The organism is Mesorhizobium erdmanii USDA 3471, assembly GCF_000472705.1.
In the GTDB taxonomy this organism is placed as follows: domain Bacteria; phylum Pseudomonadota; class Alphaproteobacteria; order Rhizobiales; family Rhizobiaceae; genus Mesorhizobium; species Mesorhizobium erdmanii.
Window position 1 is genome coordinate 71,848 of sequence record NZ_AXAE01000011.1, and the last position, 17,625, is coordinate 89,472.

The window sequence follows — 17,625 nt, forward strand, 5'->3', positions numbered from 1 at the left end:
GTGACATCAATCCGGGCGAATCCAAGGCGCCCGCACCAGATCGTGGAACGACATCATTCAAATCGGAAACAGCCCCTGCGCCGGATGATCGGCGCCCGCCGAAATCCAGCCGATCACGTATAGAGCGAGAGCCGCCGCGACAAGGCCGTCGACACGATCCATGACGCCGCCATGGCCTGGAATGAGCATGCCCGAATCCTTGCAGCCATGCCGCCGTTTGACCCAGGATTCGAACAGGTCGCCGGCCTGGGCGACAATCGAAAGCACAAGTGCGACAAGGCCAAGCAAAGCCAGGTTGCCGGCACCGGCGGCGGCCGCCAGCATAACCCCGGCGACAACGCCACCGACAGCGCCTCCGAGCGCGCCGCTGCGCGTCTTGCCGGGCGAAATCGACGGCGCCAACTTGGGACCGCCGATGGCGCGCCCGACGAAATAGGCAAAAATGTCGGTCGCCCAGACGACGGCGAACAGGAACAGGATGGCGACCAGGCCCGAATTGTCGCCATCGCGCAACAGGGCGAGCGACAGGCCGGACACGCTGGCATAGGCAAGGCCGCTCGCCTCCCATTGCCCCGTCTTGCGTACCTGGGCGGCTATCGCCGTCACGGCAGTCAGAAACGCGACAAGCAGCAGCAGCCAGGATGCCGAAAGCCCGCCAATCAAGGCGCCTATGAAAACGACGACCAGCGCCTCGGGCAGGAAGCTCAGCCCATTGACCGCAGGCCGCGACATGCGTGTCCACTCGTAGAAGATCATCGCCGACATGGCTGCGCACAGAAGTCGGAAAGGCAGGCTGCCAAGCCAGGTCAGGCCAAGCGCAATGACGGCAAGCACGACCGCTGAAATGACGCGGAGCTGAAGGTTGCTCATCCCGCGGCCGGTCGCGAAGCGACGTCTTGCGGCCCCAATGCGCCGAATCGGCGCTCGCGGCCGGCAAATTCGCGCAACGCCTCGGTGAGATGCTCGCGGCTGAAGTCGGGCCAATAGCAAGGCAGGAAGACGAGTTCGCTATAGGCGGCCTGCCATAACAGGAAGTTGGACAGGCGAAGCTCGCCGCTGGTGCGTATGACCAGCTCCGGATCGGGAATGCCTTGCGTGTCGAGAGCGCCGGCAAAGCTTTCGGCGGTGATCGCCTCGCTGTCGATTTCGCCCCGTGCCACGGCCGCGGCAAGTTTGCGCGCCGTGCGGACGATCTCGTCGCGCCCGCCATAGTTGAAGGCGATCACCAGCGTCAGCGCTTCGTTGCCGGCTGTGAGCGATTCGGCCTCGTCGAGCAGCCCCCGGATGTCGGCCTGCAGCCCGGCCCTGTCGCCGATGATCCTGACCCGCACGCCACTCTGGTGCAGTTCGGCGAGGTCGCGGCGGATGAACAGCTTCAACAGCCCCATCAGGTCGCTGACCTCGGACTTCGGCCGCGACCAGTTCTCCGACGAGAAGGCGTAGACGGTCAGGAAGGAGATGCCGAGATCCGGTGCCGCGCGCACCGTCTTGCGCAACGCCTCGACGCCGGCGCGATGACCGGCGAGCCTCGGCATGCCGCGCGCCTTGGCCCAGCGTCCATTTCCATCCATGATGATCGCGACATGCGCGGGCGTTGTCATGATCTCGCTTTCGGGTCAGTCGGCGGCCAACCCTAAACCTGCATGATTTCAGCTTCCTTATCGGAAAGCAGATGATCGATGGTGCTGATCGTTTCGTCGGTAAGTTTCTGGACCTGGTCCGAACGCTTGCGCTGATCGTCCTCGCTGATCGTGCCGTCCTTCTCCGCCTTCTTCAGGAAATCCATGCCGTCGCGGCGCACATGGCGTGCGGCGACACGGGCGTTCTCGGCATAGCCATGCGAAATCTTGACCAGTTCCTTGCGGCGCTGCTCGTTGAGCTCCGGCAGCGGAATCCTCAGATTGGTACCGTCGACGATCGGATTGAATCCCAGATTCGATTCGCGGATGGCGCGGTCGACGGCGCCAACCATCGACTTATCCCAGATCGACACCGAGATCATGCGCGGCTCCGGCACCGTCACGTTGGCCACCTGATTGATCGGCATGGTGGTGCCATAGGCCTGCACCTGGATGGCATCGAGCAGATTGCTGGAGGCGCGACCGGTCCGCAACGAAGCCAGGTCATGCTTGAACGCGGCGATTGCCCCATCCATGCGCCGCTTGAGATCGTCGTACTCACCACTCATCTTAGTCTCCTCGACCCGTCTGCCGCGGGTTCACTGCTTCGGGCACGGCCCCGTTCGAGCCTGATCTTCGAAAAAGCCGGTTTCCCCTTTTCAAGGGATCAGGCCCGGATCAATTGTCCGCGACGACCGTGCAGCGGCCGCCGCCCCTCAGAATGTCGCCGAAACCACCTTTTTCGTGGATCGAATAGACGATTATCGGAATGTTGTTTTCGCGCGCAAGTGCAATCGCTGCCGTATCCATGATGGAAAGGCCGCGATTTATGACTTCGGCATGGGTAATGCGCTCGAAACGCGTCGCGTTCGGGTCCTTTTTCGGATCGGCCGAATAGACGCCATCGACCTGCGTGCCCTTGAACAGCGCATCGGCGCCGATTTCGGCCGCGCGCAGTGCCGCGGCCGAATCAGTGGTGAAGAAAGGATTGCCGGTGCCGCCGGCGAAGATCACCACCTTGCCCTGGTTCATGTAGGCGGTGGCCTGGCGCTGCGAAAAGCTTTCGCAAAGCTCGGGCATGGCGATCGCCGACAACACCACGGCTTCGACGCCGATCTTGTTCAGCGATGTGCGCAGTGCCAGCGAGTTGATGACCGTGGCAAGCATGCCCATGTGGTCGCCGGTGACGCGGTCTCCGCCCTTGGAGGCGACAGCCACGCCGCGGAAAATATTGCCGCCGCCGATGACGACGCCGACCTCGATGCCCAGTGCACGAGCCTCGGCAATGTCGGCGGCGATGCGATCGACGACCGAGACGTCGATGCCGAAATGCTGTTCGCCCATCAACGCTTCGCCCGACGCTTTCAACAAGACACGTCGGTAGAGGGGCTTCACCGTCATCTGGTCCTCGTCATTTTGCATATGGTATCCGGGCAGGCATTCGCACAGGCGCCATCCCAAAACACCGGGTTCCGATACACGAAGGGCGCCGCGATGTCACGCGGCGCCCGACCTGCCAATTTATGCGATCCTGCCCGATCGATCAGTTGGTGGACACGCTCGCCGGCACGCCCTCCACAAGCACCGGTGATGCGTAGCCGGAGGGCTTGTCACCGGTTGCGGCGCCGCCGGTGACGCGCGCCTGTATCTGCGGCCCGAAATAGGAATAGGGGAACGGCGCCGGCGTTCCGCTGACCGAATCCAGCCGGTCGCGAAGCCTTGCCGGGATGTCGAAGTTCAGCGCGGAAAGATTGTCCTGGATCTGGGAAAGGGTCGTCGCACCGAGGATGACGGTGGCGATCCCCGGCTGCGTCGCCACCCAGTTGAGCGCGACCTGCGGCATGCTGCGGCCGAGTTCGGACGCGACCTTCTCGAGTTCGGCCACGATGGCCCAGTTGCGCTTCGTGAACTTCTGGAAGCCCGGATGGGTCGAATTGCGGAATCCGTCGAGCCGGCCGGCGTTTCCGGCCTGGGCTGGCCGATACTTGCCGCTGAGCAGCCCGCTGGCGAGCGGGCTCCACACCATGATGCCGGCACCATGGCGCGTGCCGAATGGCACGAACTCGTTCTCGATCATCCGTTCGGCCAGCGAGTATTCGAGCTGTAGCGCCGAAACCGGCTCATATCCGCGCAGTTCGGCGATCGCCTGTGCCCGCCCCGCATACCAGGCCGGCACATCGGACAGGCCGACATGGCGCACCTTGCCCACCCGCACCAGGTCATCCAGGGTGCGCATGACCTCTTCGGCCGGCGTCAGCCTGTCCCACACATGCATGAGATAGAGATCGATATAGTCCGTGCCCAACTGCTTCAACGAGGCATCGACCGCCCGCATGATGTTCTTGCGGCCGTTGCCGCCGGCGTTCGGATTGCCGGGCTGCATGTTCATGGTGAACTTGCTGGCGATCACCGCCGTATCGCGCAGTCCCCGCTCGGCGATGAACTCACCAAGCCAGGCTTCGGCGGTGCCGCCGGTGTAGAGATCCGCCGTGTCGAAAAAATTGCCGCCCGCCTCGACATAGGCGTCGAACATCGCGCGCGCTGTATCCCTGTCGGTTCCCCAACCCCATTCCTTGCCGAAAGTCATGGTGCCCAGCGCCAGCCTGCTGACCCTGAGGCCGCTGTTGCCGAGAGTGTAATAGGTCATGCTCATGATCGTCTTCCAATGCTTGGTAGTGAATGCCGTGGCGCCAATGCCCGGGAGTGTCAGTGTCCCGGCGTCGTCTTGACCCAGAAATTGCCGCGCTCATGCGTCATTCGGAACGCAAAGCCGTCGACCTTCCAGCCGGCGGAGGAACGCGTCAGGTGGTGCTCGTAGGTGCCCCAGACTTCCCAAAGCGGGTCGCCATTGCCTTCCATCCGGTTCCAGGCATAGCCGTTCGAACGGACGGTCGCCGTGTCCGCCTCGAGAACGACTTGGTGATTTGTGCGCAGATGCAGGCTTGTCTTGCTGCCCTTGAGGTTGCCGGCCCAGGCGCCGATCAGATCGTCGGAGGCGATGTTGGCCGCGGGCTGCCCGGAAAGACTGCTGAAATCGGCGGTAACCCGATCCGCGAAATAGCTGCGCGCCAGTGTCCAGTCCTGGGCGTCGACGGCGCGGTCGATGCCGTCGGCAATACGGATGACCGCGCGTTCGTCCGCGAGCGCTTGCCAGCCGGAAGGTTCCGCCCCGCCGGCATCGATCGGCGCCAGCGCCATGCCTGCCGCGAACGTTACGTGCTTCAACGCATTCATGTCTCTTCTCCTCGATGCCATCAATTGCCGATGTGTTGGCGACAATGTGGACCGTGGCTTTCGCGTCGATAAGATTGCATTGTTCGCAAAGACTATGCGATATCATGCATGAATGGATCGGGATCTGCTGAGCCACCTGCCTGTCGTCGTCGCCGTTGCCCGACGCGGTGGCTTCGCGCTTGCCGCCGCCGAACTCGGCATGAGCCCTTCGGCTGTCAGCCATGCCGTGCGTATCGTCGAAGAACGGATCGGCCAGCCCTTGTTCGCACGCACGACGCGTAGCGTTTCACTCACCGAGGCCGGCAAGGCGCTGGTGGAAACGGCGGCCCCTGCACTCCAGGACATTGCCGAGCGGATGGACCGTATCCGCAGCGTCAAGGGCCGGCCGTCCGGCCTCCTCAGGATCAACGCCTCCAACATCGCGATTCCGTTGGGGGTGACCCCGATCGTCGCGGCGATGGCCGAGCGCTATCCAGACATTACGGTGGAGGTCTTCGCCGATCAGGGGCTGGTCGACATCGTCGGCGAAGGTTTTGACGCCGGCATCCGGCTGGGCGAGATGATCGCGCAGGACATGGTTGCCGTGCGGCTCACGCATCCATTCAAAGCCGTCATCGTCGCCGCACCGGCTTATCTCGGGCGACGTGGCCGACCGCGCTGCGTGGCCGATCTCGCCAACCACAACTGCATCGGCTACCGTCTGGTCCGCTCCGGTGCGCTCTATCGCTGGGACCTGACAGAGGACGGCGAGGATGTCGTCATGGAGACCGGCGGCACGGCCATAGTCACGGATTCGCTCGCCGCGATTGACCTGGCACTCGCCGGAGTGGGTCTCGCCTACATGTTCGAACCGCTGGCGCGCGCGGATCTTGCTGCTGGCCGCCTGGTGCAGGTTCTGCCGCAATCGGCGATCGAGGAGCCTGGCCTTTTCCTCTACTTCCCGCGCCGGGCGGCGATGGCGCCGAAGCTGCGGGCCTTCATCGACACCGCACAAGAAATCGGCCTGATGTCCCAGCGGACGTCAGGCCGAAAAACACATTCGGAATAAAGCGGTAGGAAGCTTACTTCTTGACCGCCGCGGCGACTTCCGCCGCGAAATCGGTCTCTTCCTTCTCGATGCCTTCGCCGAGCGCGAAGCGCAGGTAGGCGGTGATCTTGGCCGGCGCGCCGATCTCCTTCTCGGCATCCTTCAGCGCCTTCTCGACGGTGATGTCGGGATTGAGCACGAAGGCCTGCTTCAGGAGCACGACTTCCTCGTAGAACTTGCGCAGGCGACCCTCGACCATCTTTTCGATGATCGCTTCCGGCTTGCCGGTCTGGCGCGCCTGGTCGGCGAAGATCGCCTTCTCGCGCTCGACCGCGGCCGGATCGATCTGCTCTGCCGTCAGCGCCAGCGGGTTGGTGGCGGCGACATGCATGGCGACCTGCCGGGCAAACGCGTTGGCGGCATGTTCATTGCCAGTGGTCTCGATCGCGACCAGCACGCCGAGCTTGCCGAGGCCATCGGCAACCGCATTGTGGACATAGGTCGCAACCGCGCCGTGTGGAACGGTCAGCTTAGCCGAACGGCGGAAGCCCAGATTCTCACCAATGGTGCCGACGGCATCCTTGATGGTGTCGGTGACGGACTTGTCCGAACCCGGGTACTTTGCGGCAGCCACGGCCTCGGTGGTGCCATAGGCCAGCGCAACCTTGGCGACATTGGCGACAATTTCCTGGAACGCGGCATTGCGGGCGACGAAGTCGGTCTCGGAATTGACCTCGACAATGGCAGCCTCGCGGACGCCGGCATCAACGCCGATCAGGCCTTCGGCCGCGGTGCGCCCGGCCTTCTTGTCGGCCTTGGAGATACCCTTCTTGCGCAGCCAGTCGACGGCTTCTTCCATGTTGCCGTTGGTCTCGGTCAACGCCGCCTTGCAGTCCATCATGCCCGCGCCGGTCAAGTCGCGGAGTTCTTTGACCTGTGCAGCCGAAATACTCATTGTCGCCTCTTTGTTTTAAATGCACCGACGCACCATCGGTACTCGATGATGCGTCTGTTTAGCGTGCCAAAATATGAGAAAGATGAAGGCCGTGTCCGGCCTTCGATTATCAAGCCTCGGGGGCTTCCGATGCCGGAGCCGGATCGAGAGCCGGTTCGACCGGGGCTTCGACCGAAGCGCCGATATCGACACCCAGCGCGCCCTGCTGGCGGGCGATGCCGTCGATGGCGGCCTTGGCGATCAGGTCGCAATAGAGCTGGATGGCGCGCGCGGCGTCATCATTGCCGGGGATCGGGAAGTCGATCTTGTCCGGATCGCAGTTCGAGTCGATGATGGCGACGACCGGGATGCCGAGGCGCTTGGCCTCGAGAATGGCAATCGCTTCCTTGTTGGTGTCGATCACGAACATCAGGTCGGGCGTCGAGCCCATATCCTTGATGCCGCCCAGCGCCTTGTCGAGCTTCTCGCGCTCACGGTCGAGGTTCAGGCGCTCCTTCTTGGTGAGGCCTTGGGCTTCGCCGGCCAGCATCTCGTCGAGCTTGCGCAGGCGCTGGATCGAGTTCGAGATCGTCTTCCAGTTGGTCAACATGCCGCCGAGCCAACGAGAATTGACATAATACTGGGCCGAACGCTGCGCGGCATCGGCAACGATGTCGGACGCCTGGCGCTTGGTGCCCACGAACAGAACGCGGCCGCCCTTGGCGACGGTATCGGAAACCTGCTTCAGCGCCTGGTGCAGCAAAGGCACCGTTTGCGAGAGGTCGATGATGTGGATGTTGTTGCGAGCGCCGTAGATGTAAGGCGCCATCTTCGGGTTCCAGCGGTGGGTCTGGTGGCCGAAGTGAATGCCAGCTTCCAAAAGCTGGCGCATGCTGAAATCAGGCAGTGCCATTCTCATTTCCTTTCCGGTTAGCCTCCACGGACACAGGCATTTTTGGACAAAGTCCTCGAACGCCACCGGAGGTTTCAGCCGGATTTCTCCCGGGCAGACACCAAAGTCCGTGTGTGGAATGAGCGGGCGTATAGAGGGGAAGCGCCGTAAACGCAAGCGCTTTGGCGTGCACACGGTTGCGTGCGACGATCCGCGCCTCGCCCTCAGCGCTTCTTCTTGCCGTTGGGCACCCTTACTCGCCGGAAGATCGCGACGATCTCCTCGCGGCTACATTCGATGGCGCCAAGCCGCACCGCGCGGTCGCGCTCGAAGCCGGTTATGTCATAATGCGGCGCCGATGTCCTGGGCGGGCCCTGGTAGGATGAGCGCTTGACGGCAAGCGCCGCGGCGAAACGATGCAACTCGTCGGTGTCGTCGGCCATCAGGTGGCACCAGCGGTGGCCGGCCCACTTCCAGATCGCCGCATCGACGTAGACTGCCATCAAGCCCGCCGTGGCCAGCTCAGTTTCGCAAGCCTGCTATTTCGATACCGGGCAAGGCTTTGTCTGGTCGAACAGCGACAGATTGACCAGCTTGCCGGTCATCGAGAAGTCGCCATAGTCCATTGTGAGATCGCGGGTGATGCCGTTCTCATGCAGCTTGAAGCTGATCCGGTATTCCGGCACTTCTTCGCCGTTCTGGGCGCTGTCGTCGAAATAGGCGATGTCGACCGGCCAGTATTTGTCGGTGGCGAGCTTGGCCAGCGCCGGAGCTTCCGGGTCGGCCTTGTCGGCCTCGGTCTTCTTGCCGACGACAACGGTTGTCGTCATCACCTTGTTGGCGTCCTCGGAGCCGTCGAACAGGTTTGTCTGGTAGAACTTCTCGCCTTTCTCGGCCTTGCCGATCAGTTCGACCAGATGCTGGGTCGGAAACTGGGTCGCGGCGAGTTGCAGACTGTTCTTTTCCGGCTTGTCGATATCGACCTTGAGCCCTTTTGCGTCTTTCGTGGCCATACCCTTGACCTCCTTGTCGAGGTTCTGGTCGACGAAGGATTTGGTCACGAACGAAAACGTCTTGCCTTCGGCATCCTCGAAAGTCGTCGTCTGCTGGTCGGTCAGTCTCGTATTGTCGTTGGTGACGATCTGGGTGACGAACCGGAATTTTACCGTATAGCCTTCGCAGGCCGAGCCATTGAATTCGTAGACCATGCGACCGGATATGCCTGTTATCCCGGAGCGGTCGGAAGCCTTGTTGAGGGTGAGGTCATACACGGCGCGATGCGCCTGCAGCGCCGGCACGGCGAAAGCGGGGACTATCGGCAAGGCCGCGGACAACAGAACGGCGTGGAATGCAAGGCGCGCTGCGCGCATGAGGTACTCCGATCGTCGCGGCTGATGGCAAGCCGCAGGGAAAGATGGTCCAGCTTAAAAAAAGTCGTGGCGGAAGCGAGGCAAAAATAGCAATTTCGGCCCCGCCAGCGCGGCGTCTTCCAGCAATAGGGAAAAGCAATGAGTGAAACAATCGAAAAGCGGCTAAGTGATCTCGGCGTGACGCTTCCTGTCGCCGCCGCACCCGCCGCCAACTACGTTCCCTACTGCCGGACCGGCAATTTGCTGTTCACCGCCGGGCAGTTGCCGCTCAAGGAAGGCAAGCTACAGGCGAGCGGCCTGCTCGGCCGCGATGTCGACACGGCAAGCGGCAAGGATGCGGCAAAATACTGCGCGATCAACATTCTGGCGCAGGCCAAGGCAGCAATCGGCGATCTCGAGAAGATTCGCCGCCTGGTGAAGATCACGGTTTTCGTCGCCTCGTCCGCCGACTTCGTCGAGCAGCATCTGGTTGCCAACGGCGCCTCCGATTTCCTGGTCGCCGCCCTTGGCGAGCGCGGCAAGCACGCCCGTTCCGCCGTCGGCACCGCCTCCCTGCCGCTTAATGCCGCGGTGGAAATCGAAGCGATCTTCGAAGTCGAATGAGCGAAGGCCTGATATGACCGACCTTTCCTGGCTGACTGCCCGGCCCGTTGCCCATCGCGGCTTCCATGACATGAACAGGACGCGCTGGGAAAACACCCTTTCCGCCTTCGCGGCCGCGGCCGAACGCGGCTACGCCATCGAATGCGACGTGCATCTGTCGTCGGACGGCGTTCCCATCATCATCCATGATGACGACCTGAAAAGACTGACCGGAGCGGACGGTTTCGTCTGGCAGCGCAGCGCGGCCGAACTGACCGCGCTCAAGGTTGGCGGCACATCCGATCACGTGCCGACGCTTCAGGAAGCGCTCGACCTCGTCGACGGCCGCGTACCGATGGTCGTGGAACTCAAAGGGGTTCCCGGTCGCGACGAAGGCCTGGTGGCGCGCGTCGGCAAGATGCTCAAGCGCTACAAGGGCAAGGCGGCGGTCATGTCGTTCGATCACTGGCTGATCCGCGATTTCCCCAAACATGCGCCCGGCATCCCTGCTGGTCTGACCGCCTATGGCAAGGACCTGAAATTGATCGAAGCGCATTTTTCCATGTTGGCGCATGAGCTCTCCTTCACCTCCTACGCCGCCGGCGACCTGCCGAATCCGTTCGTCAGCTTCGTGCGCGAAAAGCTCAAAATGCCAGTCATCACCTGGACCGTGCACGATCAGCCCGCGATCGACCTGACCTTCAAATATGCCGATCAGATGACGTTCGAAGGGTTCGAGCCCGATTTGGTCAAAGTCGCCTGAGCGGGGTGTCTGAAACGTGACTTGTAGCGGCCCGGATGGAGCTTAAATAAGCCTCATGGATCAGGGCGACGATGGCGACGGGCAAGCAGCAAATGCGGACTATTCGATCCGCATCGCCGCCGGTATTGGCGCGTTCACCGGAGATGAGTGGAATAGCTTTGCCGGGACCACGCGCGGTGATACGGAAAACGGCTATAACCCGCTCGTTTCATTCGCTTTCTTGAGCGCGCTGGAAGATTCCGGCTGCGCCGTTCGACGCACCGGTTGGCAAGGACATCATTTGCGGCTGGAGACTGCGCAAGGCAGGCTGCTGGGTGCCGTCCCCTGCTATCTCAAGTCGCACAGCCAGGGCGAATATGTGTTCGATCATGGCTGGTCGGATGCCTTCGAGCGCGCCGGTGGCCGCTATTACCCGAAACTCCAATGCGCCGTGCCGTTCACCCCCGTCACCGGCCCTCGCCTGCTGGTCGGCAAGAGCGAGGATCCAGATGCGGTGAAGGCCGGGCTGGCGGCCGGCCTCAAGATGGTGACCGACAAGCTCGGCGTGTCCTCGGCACATGTCACCTTCGCCCAGGAAAGCGACATCGCCACGCTGGAGGCCGCCGGTTTCCTGCATCGCACGGACCAGCAGTTTCATTTCTTCAACGAAGGCTTTTCGACCTATGACGACTTCCTCGCCACGCTTGCCTCACGCAAGCGCAAGGCGATGAAGAAGGAACGGCGCGAGGCGCTTGCCGACGGTATCTCGATCGACTGGCTGACCGGCAAGGACCTGACGGAAAAGGCCTGGGACGATTTCTTCGCTTTCTACATGGACACCGGCAGCCGCAAATGGGGCCGCCCCTATCTGAACCGCCAATTCTTCTCGCTGATCGGCGAACGCATGGCGGACGACATCCTGCTGGTGATGGCCCGGCGCAACGGGCGCTACATTGCCGGCGCCATCAATTTCATCGGCTCCGACGCGCTCTACGGCCGTAACTGGGGCTGCGTCGAGGATCACCCCTTCCTGCATTTCGAGGTCTGCTATCACCAGGCCATCGACTTCGCCATCGAACGCAAGCTGAAGGTGGTCGAGGCGGGCGCGCAGGGAGAGCACAAGCTGGCGCGCGGCTACCGGCCGGTGACCATGCATTCCGCCCACTACATTTCGCATCCCGGCCTGCGCAACGCGGTGGCCGACTACCTCAACCGAGAGCGGCGCGAGGTCGAGCGCATGGGCGAATATCTGGAAGAGCATACCCCGTTCCGTAAGGATCTCGAGGACCAGGCCCCCGAGTAGGTTCCGCCGCGCCTTGCCGCCCACGCGAGCCTTCGCTAAACCGGGCACTGAGCACAAACGGAGCCTACCGCCATGGCCGAAGCTTACGACCCCGGCAACATCTTCGCCAAAATTCTGCGCGGCGAAATTCCCTCTCATCGTGTCTATGAGGACGAGGCCGTCGTCGCCTTCATGGATGTGATGCCGCAAGGCACCGGCCACACTCTGGTGGTGCCGAAGGCGCCGTCGCGCAATATGCTCGATGCTGATCCGGCAACCCTCGGCGCTTTGTTCGCGGTCGTGCAGAAGGTGGCGGTGGCGGTGAAAAAGGCCTTCGACGCCGATGGCCTCACGCTGATGCAGTTCAACGAGCAGGCCTCGGGCCAGACCGTGTACCACCTGCATGTTCACGTCATCCCACGCTTCGAGGGTGTGCCGCTCAAGCCGCATTCCGGGCAGATGGAGAAACCGGAAGTTCTGGCTGAACACGCCGGCAAGATCCGAGCGGCTCTGGCGGGCTGACGGGGCGAGCACTCAAAAGTTCAGATAAAGCCCGGCCAGTAGCAGAAACTCGGCCGTGGCAATGCCGACGACCATGCGCTTTCCCGACGCCAGATAGGCGACGAAGCCCAGGGCCACCGCCACTATCCTCAAGGCAAGCGGCGTATGCGCAAGCGCACCGCCCGGAAAGACAATCAAGTTGCCGATGACGGCGGCGACAAGCGCGGTTGCCATGGTGCGAACCAGCACCAACAGGTCTGAATTTTCAGAAAGCTTCCCGCCGAGATAGACACCCAGGAAGCGCCAGATATCGGTCGCGGCGAAACCGGCAAGGAGAATGAACAGGTATGGCCACCACCAGGCGCCGTTGGAAAAGTAACTCACGCCGTGCGCGCCTTGCGCCGCCATAAGTGCCAGCCATAGGCGGCGATGCCACCGACAAGTCCGGCGGCCAGCAAGTCGATTCGCGGCACCAAGATGTGGAAGACCGGCCCGAGGACGAGGCCCAGGACCATTGCCACATGCCCTACCCGTTCGCGCGCGGAACCCCACAACGAGGTCAGGAAATACATCGGCGTCAACATCAGCAACGCCGCTGAAACGGCGGACGGCAGCGTATCCGCCACCGCATAGACGATCGTCACGACGATGATGTTCGTGGTCACCAACATTGCGCCAAGGCCGGCATAGTAAGTCGTACGCATGCGAGGCGGAACGCACTTCAGGCGCTCCATGGCCAGCACCCAGGACGTCACAGCCACGAAATGCGCGAGGAGATAGAGCACATGCTGCCGGGTTGTCCTGGTGCGCATCTCGGGCACTAGCACCATCACCATCGGCATCAGACGGATTGCGGACAATGTGACGGCCAACATCGCCGCAGGCAGCGCCGCCCCCGATGTGACCGCGCCCACCAGCACCACCATCGATGGCAGCGCCCACACCGTCCCGGTCATGAAAGCGGCCTGTGTCGCTGTGACCCCGGCGTCTTTCGCCAGGGCGGCGAAGCCAATGAACGAGCTGATGAGTATCAGGCCAGGGAGGGAAAAGGCTGCTCCGACACCACGCAGGAACCAGGTGGAACGAGGCACTGTGGAGTCCGGGGGCCAAGTCGACATGTGCCGGCCACGGGATGCGACCGCACCGAAAGTCGCGTATGGTCTTTCCATTGATCCAGGAAGGAAGTCGGCCCCTTCCGGTCTGGTCGAAGGTGCGACAAGCAAGTTAGCGCGGCGCTGGGGAACTGGCCTCTACTGTCCGCCAATCGGCAATTGCGCCAAGGTCTGGAACGCCGATGGCTGCGGTGCGCCGGTGAGACGCCGCTCGATTGCTCCGGCGCAGTCCTGCGGGCTCAACAGCGACGTATCGACATTGAGGTCGTAGGTGCCGGGTTTGTGCACTTCTTCCTGCCACAGGCGGACGGGTGAAGGCACGGGGTCACCAGGCGAGGCGATGACGTAGGCCCTGCCCGGCTCGCTGGCTGCGCGCCGTTCCATGATAACCTCGATCGGACAGCGAACGCCAACAAACAGGACCGGCAGGCCGGCAAGCCGTCGCGCGCAATCCGCCAGGATACCGAGCGGCTTCGAATAGGCATCGTGATGCCCGACATCCGTCACGACATTCAGCCCGAGGCGGCTATGAGCCGCGATCGACTCGTAGAGCGCGGCATAGAAATGCCGCACGAAATCTTCGAGATCGGGTCGTTCGCCACCAGGACGCAATCCTATTCCCGGGCGAAGTCGCGGCGGCGTAATCTGCTCATAGCTGTCGACGCCCAAATTCATCCATGCGCCGTCGAAGCTTTCCTGAATGGCTCGGGCGATGCTCGATTTTCCTGACCGCGGCGCGCCGTTAAGGATGATGATCTGACCAGCCATGCGCCACCTCCCAATGAAAAAAGCCCCGTTTCCGGGGCTCTTCTCGATTTTCGCCAGGCTCAGCCCTTGCGGGGCAGTTGCGGCACAAGGCTGCGCTTGCCGCCATCCTTGCCCTTGGGCTCTGGCTTCTGCGCCACGAGCTTCTTGGCAGCGGGCTTCTTGGCCACGGCCTTTCGCGGCTTGGGCGCGTCTTCCGGCTCTTCCTTCTTCGGCGTCACCGGCGCCTCGTCGGCCAGCGATTCGAGCTTCAGGCCGGTCTCGCCGGTTTCCTTCTTCTCGACGGTGACGCGCACCGTGCCGCCCTTCTTGAGCTTGCCGAACAGCACCTCGTCGGCCAGCGGCTTCTTGATGTGCTCCTGGATCACGCGGCCGAGCGGCCGCGCGCCCATGCGCTCGTCATAGCCCTTGTCGGCGAGCCAGGCGATCGCTTCCGGCGACAGGTCGAATGTCACACCACGCTCGGAGAGCTGCGCCTCGAGCTGCATGACGAACTTCTGCACCACCTGATGGATGACCGGCACCGGCAGCGAGCCGAACGGGATGATCGCATCGAGACGGTTGCGGAATTCCGGCGTGAACAGCCGGTTGATCGCCTCGACATCGTCGCCTTCACGCTTGGTCGAACCGAAACCGATCGCCGCGCGCTGCGCATCGGATGCGCCCGCATTGGTGGTCATGATCAGGATGACGTTGCGGAAGTCGATCTGCTTGCCGTTGTGGTCGGTCAGCTTGCCGTGGTCCATCACCTGCAACAGGATGTTGAACAGGTCCGGATGCGCCTTCTCGACCTCGTCCAGCAACAGCACGCAGTGCGGATGCTGGTCGACACCGTCGGTCAACAGGCCACCCTGGTCGAAGCCGACATAGCCGGGAGGCGCGCCGATCAACCGGGAGACGGTGTGGCGTTCCATATATTCCGACATGTCGAAGCGGATCAGTTCGACACCGAGCGAGGCGGCGAGTTGCTTTGCCACTTCGGTCTTGCCGACGCCGGTTGGCCCTGAGAACAAATACGAGCCGATCGGCTTCTCCGGTTCGCGCAGGCCGGCACGTGCCAGCTTGATCGCCGAGGTCAGCGCGGTGATGGCGGTGTCCTGGCCATAGACGACGCGCTTCAGCTCGATGTCGAGGCCCTGCAGCACCTTCTCGTCATCGGCCGAAACCGTCTTCGGCGGAATGCGCGCCATGGTGGCGATCGTCGCTTCGATCTCCTTGATGCCGATGGTCTTCTTGCGCTTGGCTTCCGGCACCAGCATCTGCGAGGCGCCGGTCTCGTCGATCACGTCGATCGCCTTGTCCGGCAGCTTGCGGTCGTTGATGTAGCGGGCCGACAGTTCCACCGAAGCCTTGATCGCCTCGTTGGTGAACTTGACCTTGTGGAATTCCTCATAATAGGGCTTGAGGCCCTTCATGATCTCGATGGCGTCCTCGATGGTCGGCTCGTTGACGTCGATCTTCTGGAAGCGCCGCACCAGAGCGCGGTCCTTCTCGAAGAACTGGCGAAATTCCTTGTAGGTGGTCGAGCCGATGCAACGGATCGCACCCGAAGACAGCGCCGGCTTCAACAGGTTCGACGCATCCATGGCGCCGCCCGACGTGGCACCCGCTCCAATCACGGTGTGGATCTCGTCGATGAACAGCACGGCACCAGGGTAGTCCTCGAGTTCCTTGACGACCTGCTTCAGCCGTTCCTCGAAATCGCCGCGGTAGCGCGTGCCGGCCAGCAGCGTGCCCATGTCGAGCGCGAAGATGGTGGCGTTGAGCAGCACCTCGGGAACGTCGCCCTCGACGATGCGCTTGGCCAGACCTTCGGCGATCGCTGTCTTGCCGACGCCGGGGTCGCCGACATAGAGCGGATTGTTCTTGGAGCGGCGGCACAGCACCTGGATGGTGCGGTTGATCTCGCTCTCGCGACCGATCAGCGGGTCGATCTTGCCGGCCTTGGCCTTGTTGTTGAGGTTGACGCAATAAGCAGTCAGCGCATCCTGCTGCTGCTTCTTCTTGCCGCCTTCCTCTTGCGGCTCGGCGCCGTTCTGGCCGCCCTGCTCATCGTCGGCGCCACGCGGCGAGCGCGTCTCCGATGCACCGGGACGCTTGGCGATGCCGTGCGAAATGTAGTTGACCGCGTCATAACGGGTCATCTGCTGTTCCTGCAGGAAATAGGCGGCGTGGCTTTCGCGCTCGGCGAAGATCGCGACGAGCACGTTGGCGCCCGACACTTCCTCGCGGCCGGAAGACTGCACATGGATCACCGCGCGCTGGATGACGCGCTGGAAGCCGGCGGTCGGCTTGGAATCCTCGTCGTAGCCGGTGACCAGGTTGTCGAGCTCGGTGTCGATATAGGTGAGAACAGTGTGCTTCAGCTCGTCGAGATCGACGTTGCAGGCGCGCATGACGGCGGCGGCCTCGGTGTCATCGATCAACGCAAGTAGCAGATGTTCAAGGGTTGCGTATTCATGGTGCCGCTCATTGGCGAGCGTCAGCGCCTGGTGAAGCGCCTTTTCCAGGCCTTGGGAGAAAGCCGGCATGTTACCTCACTTCTTCTCCATCACGCATTGCAGCGGATGCTGATTCTGTCGGGCGAAATCCATGACCTGAGACACTTTGGTCTCGGCCACCTCGAATGTATAGACCCCGCACTCGCCCACTCCATGATTGTGAACATGAAGCATGATGCGTGTGGCGGCTTCGCGGTCCTTCTGGAAAAAACGCTCCAGCACGTGAACCACGAACTCCATCGGAGTGTAGTCGTCGTTGAGGATGAGGACCCGATAAAGGCTGGGCTTCTTGGTCTTGGTTTTGGTGCGCGTGATGACGGCCGTACCGCGGCCGGCCTCATTGCCGTCGCCGCTGCCGTTTTGCATCCGCGCCACTTGTCTCGTGGCAGTCAAACCGATCGTCACGTAATCCTGCCTCTTTCGAATCCCCATGCGAGTTCGACATGTAGGTGTTCGATGGACGATTTTAAGCCCTTCTGGTTAGCTGACAATATGGCTAGGTGACCAACTTGGCTGTTTTTCGCAATCGTGAAGGCCCACGTCTCCTCAGAGCGGAAATCGACATGAAAAAACCCGGCCGCGCTGCCGCGACCGGGTCCTGTCCCGGGCCCAAAGGGCCGGATCTGAAACTGTAGAGCGAAATTACTTCGCCTTGGCAACGATCGATTCGAACGGCTTGTAGGCTTCCTTGGCGAGTTCGGCATAGAGGTCGCCAATCTTGGTGGCCTCGGCGACGAAAGCCTCGTAGGACTGCTTGGCATAGTCTGTCTGGATCTCGATCGCCTTGTCCAGCGACTTGGCCGAGAACAGCTTCTCGACAGCGGCGCTGCCCGCTTCGAAGCTCTTCTTGGTGTACTCGCCGGCCTCGGTGGCGATTGCCTGGGCGCCCTTGGACAGCGAAGCGAAGCTCTTCAATCCGGTGTCGGCGAATTCCTTGCCGTATTTGCTGAAGTCCTCATAGGTCTGGGTCATTTCACGATTCCCTTGACGGTTGAGGCGTCCTTCTTCGGGGCGCCTTTGTGCAATGCACCTCAATATATTGTGCGCCGCACAAAAGTCAATAT

General features: G+C 62.2%; 21 protein-coding genes. 5 read left to right on the plus strand and 16 right to left on the minus strand.

The window, feature by feature from the left end; all coding sequences use genetic code 11:
• Positions 1-57: 57 nt before the first annotated feature.
• From A3AU_RS0105450 to A3AU_RS0105475, 6 genes are all read right to left on the minus strand, one after another.
• On the minus strand, positions 58-870 hold the full coding sequence (locus tag A3AU_RS0105450) for a phosphatidate cytidylyltransferase (protein WP_027051883.1): 813 nt from the start codon (positions 868-870) through the stop codon (positions 58-60).
• A complete protein-coding gene (locus tag A3AU_RS0105455) occupies positions 867-1,601 on the minus strand; it encodes an isoprenyl transferase (protein ID WP_027051884.1) in 735 nt (244 codons plus the stop codon). Before A3AU_RS0105455 ends, A3AU_RS0105450 begins: the two co-directional genes overlap by 4 nt.
• Positions 1,602-1,633: 32 nt before the next feature.
• Entirely contained in the window at positions 1,634-2,188 is a 555-nt protein-coding gene (frr, locus tag A3AU_RS0105460; protein ID WP_027051885.1) for a ribosome recycling factor, read from the minus strand.
• Positions 2,189-2,297: 109 nt separating this feature from the next.
• Entirely contained in the window at positions 2,298-3,020 is a 723-nt protein-coding gene (gene pyrH / locus A3AU_RS0105465) for a UMP kinase (RefSeq protein ID WP_027051886.1), read from the minus strand.
• A gap of 142 nt (positions 3,021-3,162) precedes the next feature.
• The gene (locus tag A3AU_RS0105470) at positions 3,163-4,272 is read right to left on the minus strand and encodes an aldo/keto reductase (protein ID WP_027051887.1); all 1,110 of its coding nucleotides are present in this window, start codon (positions 4,270-4,272) and stop codon (positions 3,163-3,165) included.
• A gap of 53 nt (positions 4,273-4,325) precedes the next feature.
• Positions 4,326-4,853 (minus strand): nuclear transport factor 2 family protein, encoded by a 528-nt coding sequence (locus A3AU_RS0105475; RefSeq protein WP_027051888.1) that lies wholly within the window; start codon positions 4,851-4,853, stop codon positions 4,326-4,328.
• Between the two features lie 112 nt (positions 4,854-4,965).
• Here A3AU_RS0105475 and A3AU_RS0105480 point away from each other — a divergent pair, with 112 nt between their 5' ends.
• The gene (locus A3AU_RS0105480; RefSeq protein ID WP_027051889.1) at positions 4,966-5,901 is read left to right on the plus strand and encodes a LysR family transcriptional regulator; all 936 of its coding nucleotides are present in this window, start codon (positions 4,966-4,968) and stop codon (positions 5,899-5,901) included.
• 13 nt (positions 5,902-5,914) lie between these two features.
• On the opposite strand, the gene tsf is transcribed toward A3AU_RS0105480, so the two are convergent.
• The 4 genes from tsf to A3AU_RS0105500 form a co-directional block, all read right to left on the minus strand.
• Positions 5,915-6,835: a translation elongation factor Ts gene (gene tsf, locus A3AU_RS0105485; RefSeq protein WP_027051890.1), complete on the minus strand. Its 921-nt coding sequence runs from the start codon at positions 6,833-6,835 to the stop codon at positions 5,915-5,917.
• Positions 6,836-6,944: 109 nt separating this feature from the next.
• On the minus strand, positions 6,945-7,727 hold the full coding sequence (gene rpsB / locus A3AU_RS0105490; RefSeq protein WP_023777441.1) for a 30S ribosomal protein S2: 783 nt from the start codon (positions 7,725-7,727) through the stop codon (positions 6,945-6,947).
• Between the two features lie 203 nt (positions 7,728-7,930).
• Positions 7,931-8,209 carry a DUF4031 domain-containing protein gene (locus A3AU_RS0105495; RefSeq protein WP_027051891.1) on the minus strand — a complete coding sequence of 93 codons (279 nt, stop codon included), beginning with the start codon at positions 8,207-8,209 and terminating at the stop codon, positions 7,931-7,933.
• Positions 8,210-8,245: 36 nt separating this feature from the next.
• Positions 8,246-9,076, minus strand: coding sequence for a cell envelope integrity EipB family protein (locus A3AU_RS0105500; RefSeq protein ID WP_027051892.1), 831 nt, complete (start codon positions 9,074-9,076; stop codon positions 8,246-8,248).
• A 138-nt stretch (positions 9,077-9,214) separates the two neighbouring features.
• On the opposite strand from A3AU_RS0105500, the gene A3AU_RS0105505 reads away from it, so the two are divergent.
• The 4 genes from A3AU_RS0105505 (at position 9,215) to A3AU_RS0105520 (ending at position 12,204) form a co-directional block, all read left to right on the plus strand.
• Positions 9,215-9,679, plus strand: a complete 465-nt coding sequence (locus A3AU_RS0105505; protein ID WP_027051893.1) for a RidA family protein — start codon at positions 9,215-9,217, stop codon at positions 9,677-9,679.
• 13 nt (positions 9,680-9,692) lie between these two features.
• Positions 9,693-10,421 carry a glycerophosphodiester phosphodiesterase gene (locus A3AU_RS0105510; protein WP_027051894.1) on the plus strand — a complete coding sequence of 243 codons (729 nt, stop codon included), beginning with the start codon at positions 9,693-9,695 and terminating at the stop codon, positions 10,419-10,421.
• Positions 10,422-10,476: 55 nt separating this feature from the next.
• A complete protein-coding gene (locus A3AU_RS0105515) occupies positions 10,477-11,703 on the plus strand; it encodes a GNAT family N-acetyltransferase (protein ID WP_027051895.1) in 1,227 nt (408 codons plus the stop codon).
• A gap of 72 nt (positions 11,704-11,775) precedes the next feature.
• Complete coding sequence (locus A3AU_RS0105520; protein WP_027051896.1) at positions 11,776-12,204, plus strand: HIT family protein; 429 nt, start codon at positions 11,776-11,778, stop codon at positions 12,202-12,204.
• Between the two features lie 12 nt (positions 12,205-12,216).
• On the opposite strand, the gene A3AU_RS0105525 is transcribed toward A3AU_RS0105520, so the two are convergent.
• The 6 genes from A3AU_RS0105525 to A3AU_RS0105550 form a co-directional block, all read right to left on the minus strand.
• On the minus strand, positions 12,217-12,591 hold the full coding sequence (locus tag A3AU_RS0105525) for an AzlD domain-containing protein (RefSeq protein ID WP_245235418.1): 375 nt from the start codon (positions 12,589-12,591) through the stop codon (positions 12,217-12,219).
• Positions 12,564-13,301: an AzlC family ABC transporter permease gene (locus A3AU_RS0105530; protein ID WP_027051898.1), complete on the minus strand. Its 738-nt coding sequence runs from the start codon at positions 13,299-13,301 to the stop codon at positions 12,564-12,566. The genes A3AU_RS0105525 and A3AU_RS0105530 overlap by 28 nt, the downstream gene beginning before the upstream one ends.
• 132 nt (positions 13,302-13,433) lie before the next feature.
• Positions 13,434-14,063, minus strand: coding sequence for a chloramphenicol phosphotransferase CPT family protein (locus tag A3AU_RS0105535; protein ID WP_027051899.1), 630 nt, complete (start codon positions 14,061-14,063; stop codon positions 13,434-13,436).
• Between the two features lie 59 nt (positions 14,064-14,122).
• Positions 14,123-16,591, minus strand: coding sequence for an ATP-dependent Clp protease ATP-binding subunit ClpA (clpA, locus tag A3AU_RS0105540; RefSeq protein ID WP_027051900.1), 2,469 nt, complete (start codon positions 16,589-16,591; stop codon positions 14,123-14,125).
• Positions 16,592-16,597: 6 nt separating this feature from the next.
• Positions 16,598-16,927 carry an ATP-dependent Clp protease adapter ClpS gene (gene clpS, locus A3AU_RS0105545; protein WP_027051901.1) on the minus strand — a complete coding sequence of 110 codons (330 nt, stop codon included), beginning with the start codon at positions 16,925-16,927 and terminating at the stop codon, positions 16,598-16,600.
• 276 nt (positions 16,928-17,203) lie between these two features.
• The gene (locus tag A3AU_RS0105550; protein WP_010909566.1) at positions 17,204-17,533 is read right to left on the minus strand and encodes a phasin family protein; all 330 of its coding nucleotides are present in this window, start codon (positions 17,531-17,533) and stop codon (positions 17,204-17,206) included.
• Between the last annotated feature and the right edge of the window lie 92 nt (positions 17,534-17,625).